The sequence below is a fragment of the Virgisporangium aurantiacum genome (assembly GCF_016863635.1).
Classification (GTDB): Bacteria; Actinomycetota; Actinomycetes; order Mycobacteriales; family Micromonosporaceae; genus Virgisporangium; species Virgisporangium aurantiacum.
This window is the reverse complement of the sequence record NZ_BOPG01000048.1, coordinates 148558-162704: the sequence shown is the minus strand read 5'-3', so window position 1 is coordinate 162704 and position 14147 is coordinate 148558. Positions and strand designations below refer to the sequence as shown.

13 protein-coding genes are annotated in these 14147 nt (G+C 71.3%); 5 read left to right on the top strand and 8 right to left on the bottom strand.

Annotation, left to right across the window (positions count from 1 at the left end; genetic code table 11):
* Window positions 1-18: 18 nt before the first annotated feature.
* Window positions 19-1308: an adenylosuccinate synthase gene (locus tag Vau01_RS36205; RefSeq protein WP_204002751.1), complete on the bottom strand. Its 1290-nt coding sequence runs from the start codon at window positions 1306-1308 to the stop codon at window positions 19-21.
* Window positions 1309-1415: 107 nt separating this feature from the next.
* On the opposite strand from Vau01_RS36205, the gene Vau01_RS36200 reads away from it, so the two are divergent.
* Together Vau01_RS36200 and Vau01_RS65385 are read left to right on the top strand one after the other, a co-directional pair.
* Window positions 1416-2261, top strand: coding sequence for a diacylglycerol kinase family protein (locus Vau01_RS36200; protein WP_204002748.1), 846 nt, complete (start codon window positions 1416-1418; stop codon window positions 2259-2261).
* A 1002-nt stretch (window positions 2262-3263) separates the two neighbouring features.
* Window positions 3264-5156 carry a MinD/ParA family ATP-binding protein gene (locus Vau01_RS65385; RefSeq protein ID WP_444546049.1) on the top strand — a complete coding sequence of 631 codons (1893 nt, stop codon included), beginning with the start codon at window positions 3264-3266 and terminating at the stop codon, window positions 5154-5156.
* Here the strand turns inward: Vau01_RS65385 and Vau01_RS36190 are convergent, their stop codons facing one another.
* Window positions 5157-5585, bottom strand: a complete 429-nt coding sequence (locus tag Vau01_RS36190; protein WP_204002746.1) for a DUF3151 domain-containing protein — start codon at window positions 5583-5585, stop codon at window positions 5157-5159.
* Between the two features lie 184 nt (window positions 5586-5769).
* Here Vau01_RS36190 and Vau01_RS36185 point away from each other — a divergent pair, with 184 nt between their 5' ends.
* Window positions 5770-6984 carry an LOG family protein gene (locus Vau01_RS36185; protein ID WP_204002744.1) on the top strand — a complete coding sequence of 405 codons (1215 nt, stop codon included), beginning with the start codon at window positions 5770-5772 and terminating at the stop codon, window positions 6982-6984.
* 6 nt (window positions 6985-6990) lie between these two features.
* On the opposite strand, the gene fbaA is transcribed toward Vau01_RS36185, so the two are convergent.
* Window positions 6991-8016 (bottom strand): class II fructose-bisphosphate aldolase, encoded by a 1026-nt coding sequence (fbaA, locus tag Vau01_RS36180; protein WP_204002729.1) that lies wholly within the window; start codon window positions 8014-8016, stop codon window positions 6991-6993.
* Window positions 8017-8065: 49 nt separating this feature from the next.
* Between fbaA and Vau01_RS36175 the strand changes: the two genes are divergently transcribed.
* Window positions 8066-8212, top strand: coding sequence for a hypothetical protein (locus Vau01_RS36175; RefSeq protein ID WP_204002726.1), 147 nt, complete (start codon window positions 8066-8068; stop codon window positions 8210-8212).
* On the opposite strand, the gene Vau01_RS36170 is transcribed toward Vau01_RS36175, so the two are convergent.
* From Vau01_RS36170 to Vau01_RS36160, 3 genes are read right to left on the bottom strand one after another with little or no spacing between them, the layout of a single operon-like run.
* Entirely contained in the window at window positions 8203-9189 is a 987-nt protein-coding gene (locus tag Vau01_RS36170) for an LCP family protein (RefSeq protein WP_204002723.1), read from the bottom strand. The two genes, Vau01_RS36175 and Vau01_RS36170, sit on opposite strands and share 10 nt — an antisense overlap.
* Window positions 9186-9683, bottom strand: a complete 498-nt coding sequence (locus Vau01_RS36165; RefSeq protein WP_204002721.1) for a SigE family RNA polymerase sigma factor — start codon at window positions 9681-9683, stop codon at window positions 9186-9188. Before Vau01_RS36165 ends, Vau01_RS36170 begins: the two co-directional genes overlap by 4 nt.
* A gap of 28 nt (window positions 9684-9711) precedes the next feature.
* Window positions 9712-11082, bottom strand: a complete 1371-nt coding sequence (locus Vau01_RS36160; protein WP_204002719.1) for an FAD-dependent oxidoreductase — start codon at window positions 11080-11082, stop codon at window positions 9712-9714.
* Window positions 11083-11206: 124 nt separating this feature from the next.
* Here Vau01_RS36160 and Vau01_RS36155 point away from each other — a divergent pair, with 124 nt between their 5' ends.
* Window positions 11207-12214 carry a TAXI family TRAP transporter solute-binding subunit gene (locus Vau01_RS36155; RefSeq protein WP_239152126.1) on the top strand — a complete coding sequence of 336 codons (1008 nt, stop codon included), beginning with the start codon at window positions 11207-11209 and terminating at the stop codon, window positions 12212-12214.
* A 34-nt stretch (window positions 12215-12248) separates the two neighbouring features.
* Here the strand turns inward: Vau01_RS36155 and amrB are convergent, their stop codons facing one another.
* Window positions 12249-13022, bottom strand: coding sequence for an AmmeMemoRadiSam system protein B (gene amrB, locus Vau01_RS36150; protein ID WP_204002717.1), 774 nt, complete (start codon window positions 13020-13022; stop codon window positions 12249-12251).
* A complete protein-coding gene (gene amrS, locus Vau01_RS36145) occupies window positions 13019-14122 on the bottom strand; it encodes an AmmeMemoRadiSam system radical SAM enzyme (protein WP_204002715.1) in 1104 nt (367 codons plus the stop codon). Before amrS ends, amrB begins: the two co-directional genes overlap by 4 nt.
* Between the last annotated feature and the right edge of the window lie 25 nt (window positions 14123-14147).

The window sequence follows — 14147 nt, the reverse complement described above, 5'->3', positions numbered from 1 at the left end:
GCCGATCGTACGTGGCGTTTACGGCAGCAGTGCGTGCCTGATGACGTTTTCCTCCCTACCGGGACCGACGCCGACCACGCTGACCCGGGAACCGCACAGTTCCTCGATGCGCTCGATGTAGCGGCGGGCGGCGGCCGGCAGGTCGGCCTCGGTGCGCGCCTTCGAGATGTCCTCCCACCAGCCCGGCAGCTCCTCGTAGACGGGGCGGGCGTGGTGGAACGCGGTCTGCGTCATCGGCATGTCGTCGACGCGCTCGCCGTCGATCTCGTAGCCGACGCAGATCGGCACCGGGTCGAGGCCGCTGAGGACGTCGAGCTTGGTGACCACCAGGTCGGTGATGCCGTTGACGCGCACCGCGTACCGGCCGACCACCGCGTCGAACCAGCCGCAGCGCCGCTCGCGCCCGGTGGTGGTGCCGTACTCGACGCCCACCTTGCGCAGGTGCGCGCCGTTGTCGTCGAACAACTCGGTCGGGAACGGGCCGGCGCCGACCCGGGTGGTGTACGCCTTGATCACGCCGATGACCTGGTTGATGCGGGTCGGCGGCACGCCGGAGCCCACGCACGCGCCGCCCGCGGTGGGGTTCGAGCTGGTGACGAACGGATAGGTGCCGTGGTCGACGTCGAGCAGCGTCGCCTGGGCGCCCTCCAGCAGCACCGTCTCGTCGCGCTCCAGCGCCTCGGCGAGGATCCGCCGCGTGTCGGCGATGTACGGGCGCAGCCGGGTCGCATAGCCGAGGTACTCCTCGACCACGGCGTCGGCGTCGATGCCCTTGCGGTTGTAGACCTTGACCAGAATCTGGTTCTTCTCCCGCAGCACCATTTCCAGCTTCTTGCGCAGGATTCCGGTGTCGAGCAGGTCCTGCGCGCGGATGCCCGTGCGGCCGACCTTGTCGCCGTACGCCGGCCCGATGCCCCGCCCGGTGGTGCCGATGCGGGCCGAGCCGAGGTACCGCTCGACCACCCGGTCGAGCGCCCGGTGGTGCGGCATGATCAGGTGCGCGTCGGCGCTCAAGAGCAGCTTGGACGTGTCGATGCCGCGCTCGGCCAGTCCTTCGATCTCGGTGAGCAGCACCTTCGGGTCGACCACGACGCCGTTGCCGATCACCGGGACGCAGCCCGGCGTCAGCACCCCCGACGGCATGAGGTGCAGCGCGAACTTCTCGCCGTCTGGGGTGATCACGGTGTGGCCGGCGTTGTTGCCGCCCTGGTACCGAACGACGTACTGGACGCGTTCGCCCAGCAGGTCGGTAACCTTGCCCTTGCCCTCGTCGCCCCACTGAGCGCCGATGAGCACAATCGCTGGCATGTCCTTCGCCTCCCGGCCAGGGCCACCGTGGCGCCCACCTGGTGCCCGACCGGCTCCGGCCCCGGGGTGACAGGCTACAACCCACGTGATCGGGGAGGACGACAACGGTGCTTCGCGTCGTGATCCTGTCGCTTTCGGACGACGGCTGTTCGACACCGCGTGTGCCCGTCCTGGCCTGCCAGGACGCGCTACGTGCGGCCGGCGCCGAGATCGAACTGGTCAACGCCGGATCAGACGCGGAGATCGACGCGGCGCTCGCGTCCGCCTCCGGCGGGTCCCGGCTCGTCGTCGCCACGGCGGCCGACGGCCAGGTGCGCGCTGTCGTGCGTCGCCTCGTCCGGAAAAACACCCCCGCGGCCAGCAAGCGGCCGGCGGACCTGCCGGCCGACCGCACCGTGCCCGACCTCCCACCGATCGGGATCCTGCCGCTCGACCCGACCGGCCCCGACCTGGCCTCGCGCCTCGGCCTGCCGCGCGACCCGGCGCTCGTGGCGCAGGCGGTCCTCGACGGCAACGTCCGCCGCTTCGACCTGCTCCGCAACGACGGCAGCTCGCTCACGCTCGACGGTGCGCTGCTCGGCGGCGCCGACGACGAGGGCCGCGCGGTACCGTTCAAGGCACACGTGAACGTCGACGATGCCGTGCTCTCGAACGGCCGGGAACCGCTGATCGCCGCGGTGGTGGCCAACGCCGGCGGCTACTCGGCATTCGACGGCCTCCCACTCGTAATCGATCCGAAGCCTTCAGACGGGATTCTGGATGTCGCGGTGGCGCTGGCTGTCCGCCGGCGCGGCCGGGTCGAGATCGAGGTTCGTCGTGGACGCGGCCGGGCTGTGGCCGTCACACCCCGCGCCGACCTGCCGTTTCTCGACGACGGGGTGGCCGGTTCGCTGACCCGCAAGCGCACGTGGTGGATGGAGCGGGCCGCCTGGGGCGCATACGCACCGGCGTGAAGATCGAGCGTGGGTGTGCAAGGCTCTTGCCGGGGCACCGCGTGGGGGCACGGGCAGGGAGGTTTCACGGTGGAAGATCCGATCTGGCCGCCGGAAGAGCGGGCCGGCGACACGGATAGCGACCGCACCGCGCGGGTGCGACCCGGTGGGGTGGCGGAAGCCATACCCGGGCCCTTTCCGTCGACCCAGCCGCCTCCGCCCGGGCCACCCCAGGGTGGACCGCCGCCGGTACCGGCACCGCCGCCACCCGGCCAGTTCCCCGCCGAGCGGGCAACCGGCTTCCCGACCGCCGAGTACCAGCTGGCCGCGCCGGCCACGCCGGAGGGGCAACCAGTGACGCCGCCAGCACCACCTCCCGCGCCGGGACAGGCGCCGTGGGCGGCGTACGGCCAGCCGGGCGGCCAGCCACCGGCACCTCCCGCCGGCCCGCCGGGCACCGAGTACGGCCCGCCGGGCCATCCCGGCAGCCAGCCACCGGCGCCTCCCGCCGGCCCGCCGGGCACCGAGTACGGCTCGCCGCTGGGCCAGCCGGGCGGCCAACCACCGGGCCATCCTGGCGGCCAGCCGCCGGCCGGATTCCCGCCCACCGGGCCGCCGCGTGCCGAGTACGGCTCGCCGCTGGGCCAGCCGGGCGGCCAACCACCGGGCCATCCTGGCGGCCAGCCGCCGGGGCCTCCGCCCGGCCTGCCCGGGTACAACCCGCCGCCCGGGTTCGGGCCGCACGAGCACAACCAGCCGCCGGCGGCCGCGGTCTACGGACAGCCGCCGCCCGGATTCCCGCCCGCCGGGCCGCCGGGTGCCGAGTACGGCCCGCCGTTGGGCCAGCCGGCCCCGGAATCGCCGTTCGGCCAACCGCCGGGCGCTGTCCAGGGCCAGCCACCCGGCGCGCCCCCCGGACAGCCACCGGCGGAGGCCCTGTACGGCCAGCCGCCCGGCCCGCCCCCCGGACAGCCACCGGCGGAAGCGCTGTACGGCCAACCCCCCGGCGCGGCCCCCGGCCAACTGCCGGGCGGACCTCACGGCCAACTGCCGGGCGGACCTCACGGCCAGCCGCCGGAAGCTCCCTACGGCCAGCCGTCGGGCGGGCCCTTTGGGCCGCCGCCGCAGCCGGGTGGGGCCTACGGTCCGCCGGCTGGGATTTACGGTCAGCCGCCGCAACCGGGTCCGCCGCCGGCTGGGCAGTATGGTCCGCCGCCGGTGCCGGCTCCGGGTCCGGGTGCGTTCGGCCCGCCCGGTGTTCCCGGTGCGGGCGGGTATCCGCCGCCGCCGGCCATGTATGACCAGATGCCGGTGCCCGACCCTGCGCCCGCGCCCCGGTCGGGGCCGCCCGCTCCGGTTTCGGCGGCGCCGGCGTCCGGGCCGCCGCTGCCGTGGAACGCCGAGGTGGCGGCCGCAGCGCCGGTCACGGGAGCGCCCGTCACGGGAGCGCCGGTCGCCGAGTCCCTGGAGGACGACAGCCCCACGCCCTCGTCGCCGTGGGCGCAGCCGATCTACCGGCCCAACGCTGCCACCGGGCCGAACGGTGGCGGTCATCCCCATCCCGAAGCGCCGCAGGACCCCACTGCGGAGCCCTCAGCACCGGAGGCAGTGCTGATCGAGAACCAGCCGATCGAGGGCGGTGCGCCACCCGGAAACGCGCCGACCAGCCCGGGCGGGCCGGCGGACCAGCCGGTGTACTTCCCGGCCGAACAGCCGCCGGTCGAGCAGCCGCCACAGCAGCAGCCGCCACAGCAGCCGCCGCAGCAACTGGCGCCGTGGCAGTCGACCGGCGGGCCGCACGTGCCGTCCCACCCTGACCCGCAGGGGCACCAGCACCCGTTCGTGCAGGCGCCGTACCAGCAGCCGCCCTCGGCGGCGTTCCAGACGCACCCGCCGCCGCAGGCCCACCCGCACCCGGCGGCGCCGCAGCCGTCGGTGCCACCGGAGCAGCAGGCGACGCCGCGGGTCGACGAGCACGGGCAGTACATCCCCACGGCGGAGGAGTTCGCCCGGCGGCGGGAGGTGCGGCCCAGCAACCCGGTGGCGACGATGGGCATGCGGGGTGTGCTGCGCCGGTCGACCTTCGGCCTGGTGCGGCCCGGACCGGGCCGGCGGGAGCAGGAGCACCGGCATCTGATCGAGACGATCCGGCGCAACTTCGGTGGCCTCCGCCAGGTGACGGTCGTCAACCCGAAGGGCGGCGCCGGCAAGACCGTCGCCGTGCTGCTGCTCTCGATGACGTTCGGGCAGAGCCGCGGCGGCTACATCCTGGCCTGGGACAACAACGAGACCCAGGGCACGCTCGGCATGCGGGCGACGCAGGACTTCCACTCCCGCACCGTGCGCGACCTCATGCGCGACCTCGACCACTTCCAGGGCGCGCACGGCCGGGTCGGTGACCTGTCGCAGTATGTCCGCTCGCAGGGCGAGGGCATGTTCGACGTGCTCGCGTCCGACGAGTCGGCGACGGCGGGGGAGATGCTCACCGCGATGTCGTTCGGTGACCTGCGCGAGGTGGTCAGCCGGTTCTACAAGTTGATCTTCGTCGACACCGGCAACAACGTGCGGGCGGAGAACTGGCAGGCCGCGATCGACGCGACCGACCAGCTCGTCGTCACGATGTCGGCCCGCAACGACTCGGCCGAGACCGCCGCGCGGATGCTTGACCACCTCGAACAGAACGGTCGAAACCGCCTGGTGCGCCAGGCGGTGACCGTGGTGTCGATGCCCCCCAGCCGCCGCGACCTCGACATCCCCTCGATCACGAGGCACTTCTCGGCCCGGACCCGCACCGTGATGCTGGCACCGTACGAGAAGCTGATCGACTCCGGCGAACCGATCCGCTATGCCCAGCTCAGCGCCCCGACGAGGCTGGCCTGGCTACGGATCGGCGCAGCGGTGGCCGAAGGCCTCTAGCTAGCCGGTGAGGGCGTCCGCGGCGGCCGGATCCGAGTCACGAAGGAACTGGGCGCAGCGGGCGGCCTCGTCGGCCTCGCCGATGGCGGCGGCGGTGAGGGCCAGCACGTTCAGGCAACGGAGGAAGCCCTGGTTGGCGGCGTGGGCCCAGGGGACCGGCCCGTGGCCGCGCCAGCCGTTGCGACGCAGCTGGTCGAGGCCGCGGTGGTAACCGGTGCGGGCGAACGCGTAGGCGGTGACCTGGTCACCCTCGGCCAGGGCCCGCTCCGCCAGCCGACCCCACGCGGCGCTGTAGGTGGGGTGGTCGGCCGCGACGGCCTTCAACGCGGCGACGTCGTCGGGGGAGGCCAGGGCCTTCTCGAGGGCGGTTGCCGCGGCGACGTTCTCCGGCAGCAGGGTGGGCGGCCCGTCCGGAAGCAGGTTCTGCATGCCGCCATCTAACCCCGGTGTTACCGACGGGGATGGCTGAACGGCTGAGGCGTTCGTCACGCGTAGGGAGGGTGCGCCAAACCCGCTCCAAGGGCTACAAAGGAGGTCCGGAGCCTCCCCAGGACCCGGTAACGCGATGGCCCGTCACTTCGGTGGCGGGCCATCGTCTGTGAAAGGGTGATCCATGCACCATCATGACCACAGCCCCGACGAGATAGAGTCGCGCGAGGAGCTGCAGCTCCACCTCGCCGGCGACACCCTGCACGGGCTCACCGTCCAGGGACTGCACCTCGCCGAGGACCCGCCCGACTGGGCCACGGTCGACGTCACCGGCACGCTGTTCATCGCGTGCCAATTCGACTCGCTCGACACCGAACTCGAACTGATCCGCCGGGGCGCCCAGGTCATCCCGCCGCTTCCCGGCGTGCCCTATCCGACCCACCCGTCGCACCTGTACCTGCCGAGCGAGCTCAGCGCCGGGTTCGCCGAGCACGGCTTCGCCGGGATGTACGACACGGTCGTCTACCGGCACTTCGTCGAGCACGGTGGCGCGCTGCCCGGGGTCCGCGAGGCGCTGAGCCAGCGCATGCACGATCACGGCGTCGACGATGCGCTGGCCGACGCGATCGACGGCTGGGCGGCAGAAAGTAACGGGCCAGTGGTGGGGATCATGGGCGGCCACGCCGAGCCGCGCGGGTCGGCCGGGTACCGGGCGGCGGCGGCGATCGGGCGCGGCCTGGCCGAGGCCGGCTGCCTGGTGGTCACCGGCGGCGGCCCGGGGGTCATGGAGGCCGCGAACCTGGGCGCTTTTCTGGCGACGGCCACCGCAGACGATCTCAGCGACGCGATCGACGACCTGGCGAAAGACCCCGACTTCCACGATCACGACCCGTTCACCGACCGGGCGTTGCAGGTCCGCCGCGAATACTCACGCAACGAGCGCGACGGCGACCGCCGGGACTTCGCCGGCTGGGCCCGGCACGGCGGCCTGTCCGTGCCCACCTGGCTGTACGGGCACGAGCCGGCCAACCTGTTCGCGGCCCGGATCGCCAAGTACTTCTCCAACGCGATCCGCGAAGACACGATCCTGCGGCTCACCCGCGGCGGCATCGTCTTCGCACAGGGCCGCGCGGGCACCGTCCAGGAGATCTTCCAGGCCGCGACGAAGACCTTCTACGCCACCGACGGCGCGAGCGGACCCTTCGTGTTCCTGGGCAAGGATTTCTGGACGCACGAACTGCCGGTCGCCACGCTGCTGCGGCCTCTGTTTGCAGCAAGCCCACACGGCGACCTGACCCACCTGATCGAGATCACCGACGACCCGGCCGAGGCGGTGCAGATGATCCTCACCTACGCCACCCCGGCCGATGCCAAGGAGGAACAACACCTCACGCCGTGACCGGCGTTACTTCGACAGCGACGTACCCACGGAGCGCAGGTCTTCGCAGGCCTGGACGATGCGCTTGGCCATCGCGCCCTCGGCCGCCTTGCCCCAGGCCCGCGGGTCGTAGGCCTTCTTGTTGCCGACCTCGCCGTCGACCTTGAGGACGCCGTCGTAGTTGGTGAACATGTGCGCGGCCACCGGACGGGTGAACGCGTACTGCGTGTCGGTGTCGACGTTCATCTTGACCACGCCGAAGTCGAGCGCCGACCGGATCTCCTCCAGCAGCGAGCCCGACCCGCCGTGGAACACCAGCGACAGCGGCTTCTCCTGGCCGAACTTCTCGCCGACCGCCTTCTGCGCCTCGCGCAGGATCTCCGGCCGCAGCTTCACGTTGCCCGGCTTGTAGACGCCGTGCACGTTGCCGAACGTCAGGGCGGCCATGTACCGGCCCTTCTCGCCCAGCCCGAGCGCGTCGACCATCGCGAGCGCGTCGCCCGGCGTGGTGTACAGCTTCTCGTCGATGGCGCCGACGATGCCGTCCTCCTCGCCGCCCACGACGCCGACCTCGATCTCGAGCACGACGTTCGCAGCGGCCGAGAGAGCAAGCAGTTCCTCGGCGATCTGGAGGTTCTCGTCGAGCGGCACGGCGGAACCGTCCCACATGTGGGACTGGAACAGCGGCAGGCCACCGCCGGCCACCCGCTCCTTCGAGAGCGCGAGCAGCGGCCGCACGAACCCGTCGAGCTTGTTCTTGGGGCAGTGGTCGGTGTGCAGCGCGATGTTCACCGGGTACTTCTTCGCGACCTCCTGCGCGAACGCGGCGAACGCCACCGAGCCCGTCACCATGTCCTTGACGGTGGGGCCGCTGAGGTATTCGGCACCACCCGTGGACACCTGGACGATGCCGTCACTCTCCGCCTCGGCGAACCCCTGGAGGGCCGCGTTCAGCGTCTGCGAGGAGGTGACGTTGATCGCCGGGTAGGCGAACGCGCCGGCCTTGGCACGGTCGAGCATCTCGGCGTATACCTCTGGCGTGGCGATAGGCATGGTTGGGCTCCTTGCAATAACTCGGTGTCGTCAGTCGTACCGTATAGGCATGACCCAGCCCGGCGAAGACCTGCACGAGCTCGACAGCCCGGAGGTCCCCGACGACCCGGCCAGCCTGCGGCTCCCGCCCGAGGTCAACGAGGCCGACGCCTACGAGCAGAGCCAGGTGGTCGAGATCGACGACGACTACCGCTGATCGACCCGGTCGGGGTTCGCCGCCACCCACGCCGGTAGCGTCCCGTCGCGAACCGCCGTCCACAGTTCCGCGGCCGCCGGCAGCAGCTGCCCGTCCGGGGTGGCCGGTGGCGCGATCCCCGCCAACGTGTCGGGTTTCACGTCCTTCACCACGGCGAACACCCCGGCGAGCCCGGCCGGCCCGAGGTCCACGCGGATGGCCTGGCGGGCGGCGTCCAGGACGCGCACGAACCGCGACAGGTCGGCGCCGGTGAGCCTGGCGAGCAGCGCCTTCACGTACGCGCGGCCGTGCTGCTGCCGCACCGAATCGGTCGTGTGTCCCTGGCGCAGGTAGTCCATGGCCTCGTCGCCGGAGAAGCGGCGGCAGCCGGGATCGAAGATCCGTTGTGTGTGCCTGCTCACCACCCGCTTCTCCACGCACAGGTCCACGCCGCCGACGGCGTCGGTCACCGCGATCAGCCCGGCGAAGTCGACCTCGACGACACCGTCGACGGTGACGCCCGTCAGCGCCTGCACCGCGTCTCGCAACGCCGCCGCCCCACCGATCGCGAAGACGCCGTTGAGCTTGTCGGTCCGTCCCTGGAACGGGACGAAATGGTCGCGGGCGAGCGAGATCACGTACGGCGCCGAGCGGTCGGCCGGCAGGTGCGCCAGCATGATCGAGTCGGACCTGAGCAGCTCGCTGCGGTTGGTGTCCCAGGGCCGCCGGTCGGTGCCGACGAGCAGGATAGTCATCGGTTTCCCCGCGAAGGTGGAGACGGCGGAGGCGCCGAGCTGCGGAGCCGTGCGCACCGCGTCCACCCGCATGAAAGTCGCGGCGACCAGCGCGATCACCGCGACCACCGTGCACCCGACGGCGCCGCGCCGCAGCCGGCGCCGCTTCGTGGCGACGGTGTCGATCCGCCGGCGCACCGGCTCGGGCGCGGGGGCGAGGTCCTCGTGCCGCGCGAACGTCTCCCGCATCAGTTCCTCGATCATCGGCAGGCCTCTTCGTTCAGCAGGTCCGGCAGTTGGAGACGCAGGGTGGCCAGGGCCCGCGAGACGTAGCCGCGCACGGTGCCGACCGAACACCGCATGACGTCGGCGATCTCCTGGTCGCGCAGGCCCTCGTAGTAGCGCAGCACCAGGGCCGCGCGCTGCTGGCGCGGCAGCGTCGCGAGCACGGCCCAGAGCAGGTCGCGGTCCGCGGTGGTTTCGGCATGATCGGGGACGGGCGTGGGCTCGGCCGGTTCGGCGCGCAGCACGACGCGCTTCCACCAGGCGAGTCGACGCTGGTCGATATAGGTGTTCGTGATCAGACGCCGTACGTACCGGTCGGGCTGGTCGACCGCGTTGATCCGGCGCCAGCTCAACTGCACCTTGACCATCGAGTCCTGCACCAGGTCGGCGGCGCTGTCCCGGTCGCCGGTGAGCATCACGGCGAATCGCAGCAGCCCCGGCAGCCGGGCCGTCACGAACTCTTCGTAGGTCACGCCTCTATTGACGTGTGCCGGCCGCGTTTCATTGTGCGAGTTTCTCGGTGGCCTTCCGGGCGGCGATCAGGATCGGGTCCCAGACCGGCGCGTACGGCGGCGCGTAGCCGAGATCGAGGCCGGTCATCTCCTCGACGGTCATGCCGTTCCACAGCGCGATCGCCAGGCCGTCGATGCGCTTGGCCGCCTCGGTGGTGCCGACGATCTGCGCGCCGAGCAGGCGTCCGCTGATCTTCTCGGCGATCAGCTTCACGGTCATCGGCCGGGCGCCCGGCATGTAGCCGGCCCGGTTGGTCGACTCGACGCTCGCGGTGATGTAGGCGAATCCGGCTTTCTCGGCGTCGACCTCGCGCAACCCGGTGCGGGCGACCTCGAGCTCGCAGACCTTCGTGACCGCGGTGCCGATGACGCCGGGGAACGTGGCGTAGCCGCCGCCGATGTTGACGCCGGCCACCCGGCCCTGCTTGTTGGCGTGGGTACCGAGCGGGATGTGCACGGGCTCGTGCGTGAGGCGGTGGATGCTCTGCACGCAGTCGCCGGCGGCCCAGATGCCGTCGTGGCCGACCACCCGCATGCGCTGATCGGTGACGACCGCGTTGGTGGTCGCGCCGAGCGGCAGGCCGGCGTCCTTCGCGAGGGCCGTGTTCGGCCTGACGCCGAGCCCCAGCACGACGATGTCGGCCGGGTAGGTGGTGTTGTCGGTCTCGACCGCGGCGACCTTCCCGTCCTTGGTTTTCAGGGCCGTCACGGTCTCACCCGTGTGCACGACGATCCCGAGCTTCTCCATCGACGTGCGCACCAGCGCGCCCATGTCCGGGTCCACTGTGGACATCGGCTGGTCCGACTTTTCCAGCACCACCACGCCGAGCCCGTGGTTCTGCAGCGCCTCGGCCATCTCGATGCCGATGTAGCCGGCGCCGACCACCACGGCGGTCCGCGGCTTCTCCGCCTCGATGTACTCGCGGACGGCGGCGCCGTCGTCGAGCGTCTGCACGCCGAACACGCCCCGGGCGTCGACGCCCGGCCAGCCGGGCCGCACCGGCACCGCGCCGATGGCGTAGACGAGCTGGTCGAAGCCGGTGCGGGTCTCCTTGTTCCGGTCCAGGTCTCGGGCGACCACCTCGCGCTTGTCGAGGTCGATAGCGACCACCTCGTGCCGGGTGCGCACGTCGATCGCGTGCTTCTCGCGGAACGTCTGCGGGTCGCGGGCCACGAGCGCGTCGGGGCCGTCGACCACGCCGCCGATCCAGTACGGGATCCCGCAGGCCGAGTACGACGTGAAGTGACCCCGCTCGAACGCGATGATCTCCAGGTCGTCTCTGTTCCGGCGCCGCCGGGCCTGCGACGCGGCCGACATCCCCGCGGCGTCGCCGCCGATCACCACCAGCCGTTCTGCCATACCCCGAAACTACCGGCCAATTTCCCGTTTGATCGTCAGGACGCGGGAACCCGACTTCGTTGAACCCATTGGTGATCGTCGTTGGCTGGGGTTAATCTGCGCCCAACGCTCGCTAGGAGGACACGTGAGACCCCACCTGACCATCGTCGGACTACTCATCGTCGCCGTCGCGGGCTCCGCAGCCTGTGGCGGGCAACGGAACAACAACCGCCGTGACACCGGATCGGGTGACATCACCTGCGAGATCACGAACGACAGCCGGATCGGCCTCGCCACGGGTAACACCACCGGCGTCTACTACGCGATCGGGAACGCGCTGGCCGAGCAGGTCGCGTCGAAGACGGGCGGCAAGCTCCGGGTCACCGCCGCCGAGACCGGCGCGTCGGTGCAGAACATCGAACAACTCGTCGCCGACCGTTACCAGGTGGCGTTCTCGTTGTTCGACACCGCCACCGACGCGGTGAACGGCAAGGGTTCGTTCACCTCGCCGCAGAAGGTGCAGGCACTCGCCCGCATCTACGACAACTACACGCACGTCGTGGTGCGGGCCGACGCCGGGATCAACTCGGTCGCCGACATGAAGGGCAAGCGGGTCTCCACCGGCTCGCCGAAGTCGGGCACCGAGGTCATCGCGCAGCGCGTGCTGCAGGCGGCCGGCCTGAACCCGGACTCCGACGTGCAGCCGCAGCGGCTCGACCTCACCAAGACCGTCGACGGCATGAAGGCCGGCACGATCGACGCGATGTTCTTCTCCGGCGGGCTGCCGACACCGGGCATCACCGACCTGTTCACCACGTCGGCCGGCAAGGTGAAGTTCATCGACATCACCCCGCAGCAGCCGAAGATGGCCGAGGGCAACCCGGCCTACCAACGCGCGGAGATCCCTGCCACCACGTACAAGACCGCTGCCGCGGTGCCGACGATCGTGGTGCCGAACGTGCTCCTCGTCCGGGACGATCTGGACGCCAACATCGCCTGCACCCTGACAAAGGTCCTCTTCGACACCAAGTCGGAGTTGGCCAAGGCCAACGCCGCCGCCAACGGCATCTCCCTCGACACCGCCCGCAAGACCGACCCGGTAACGATCCACCGAGGCGCAAAGAAGGCGCTGGACGACCTCGGCGCGAAGTAGCCCCGCGCTGGGCTGGCGGTTGATCCGGTGACCGCTAGCCCAGCGCGAACGCGGGGTAGCCGACCACCCGGGACCGGTCGCCGCCCGCGTCGGCGGAGGTGGTGAGGGCGAGGCGGGTGGGCTTCAGTGCGTTGCGGCGGGCCCATTCCACGGTGCCACGCAGGGCGAACACGCCACAGGCGTCGCGGACGCCAATCAGGTCGGGCCGGTGGGCCTCGACGGCCCTGGCGGTGCGTTCGTCCTGGATCCGGGCCGCCTCGTCGGTCTCGTAGTGGGAGAAGTCCGTGCTGCACAGCACGATCGCGTCGGCGGCGGTTGCGGCGATGGCGTCGGCCACCTCCTCCACTGTGGACATTCCGGCGACGAACGGCAGCACCGGCACTCCCGGAACGGCGCGCTGCAGGAACGGCAACTGCACCTCCAGCGAGTGTTCCGGCGCGTGCGGTGCGTCGTCGTGCGGGAGGTCGGCGGCTCCCGGCGCGTCGAGGTCGATGGTGACGTTGCCGAGCGGCGTCGCCCACTGCGGCTTCGTGGGCACGGCGACACCCGTTACGCGGACGCGGTGCGCGGGGCCGAGCAGCACGATCCGTCCAATGTGGACGGAGTGCCGCCGGAGCCGGGCGTACACGTGTGCCGCCGTGGCGCCGGAGTACCGGTAGCCGGCGTGCGGCACCACGTAGCCGCGCGCGAGCACGTCGTCGTCGGGCACGTCGACGGCGTCGAGCAACTTGTCCACTGTGGACGCCAGTTCGGCCGGATCGGCCGGATAGAAGGCGCCCGCCACCGCGGGTGGCCGGGTCGCGGTCATCGCGCCGGTACCGCCGGAATGCGGACCGGCAGGCGGCGCGCGCCCCACGTGCCGACCGGACCGTCGAACCGGCCCGGAACCGTTGTGCCGCACCGCGTGCACGCACCCGCATCGGTGAGTTCGTACTTGTTGATGACGTACCAGTCGCGCACCACCACCGGCTCGCCGCAGCCGCCGCACGTGGTGGTCTGCCCGTTCGGATCGTGCACGTTCCCGGTATACACGTACTTCAATCCGTGGTCGAGCGCGATCCGGCGGGCCCTGGCCAGCGTCTGCGGCGGGGTGCGCGGGATGTCGCGCATCTTGAAGTCGGGGTGGAACGCCGAGAAGTGCAGCGGCACGTCGGGCCCGAGGTGCTCGGCGAACCACGTGCACTCGGCGGCCAGTTCGCTGTCGGAGTCGTTCTGGCCGGGGATCAGCAACGTGGTCACCTCGAACCACACGTCGGTGGTCTTCAGGTACTCCAACGTTTCCAGCACCATCGGGAGCTTCGCGAACGTCACCTTCTCGTAGAACGTGTCGCTGAACGCCTTCAGGTCGATGTTGGCCGCGTCGATGTGCCGGTAGAACTCCTCGCGGGGCGCGGCGTTCATGTAACCGGCGCTCACCGCCACCGCCTTGATGCCGCGCTCCCGGCAGGCGTCCGCGACGTCCATCGCGTACTCCATGAAGATCACCGGATCGTTGTAGGTGAACGCGACGCTGCGGCAGCCCAGCCGCTGAGCCTCCGCAGCGAGCGCCTCCGGCGACGCCTCGGAGGACAGCGTGTCGATCTCGCGCGACTTGGAGATGTCCCAGTTCTGGCAGAACCGGCAGGCGAGGTTGCAGCCGGCCGTGCCGAACGACAGCACCGACGAGCCGGGCAGGAAGTGGTTCAGCGGCTTCTTCTCGATCGGGTCGACGCAGAACCCGGACGACCGGCCGTAGCTGGCGAGCACGATCTGGTCGGCCGTGCGCCCGCGCACGAAGCACAGACCGCGCTGGCCCTCACGCAACCGGCAGTTCCGCGGGCACACGTCGCACTGGATCCGGCCGTCGTCGAGGGCGTGCCAGTGCTTCGTCGGCACGGTGTAAGGGTCGTCGAGATTCAAATCTGACATGACGTCCACCTCCCGTCGCTCTAAC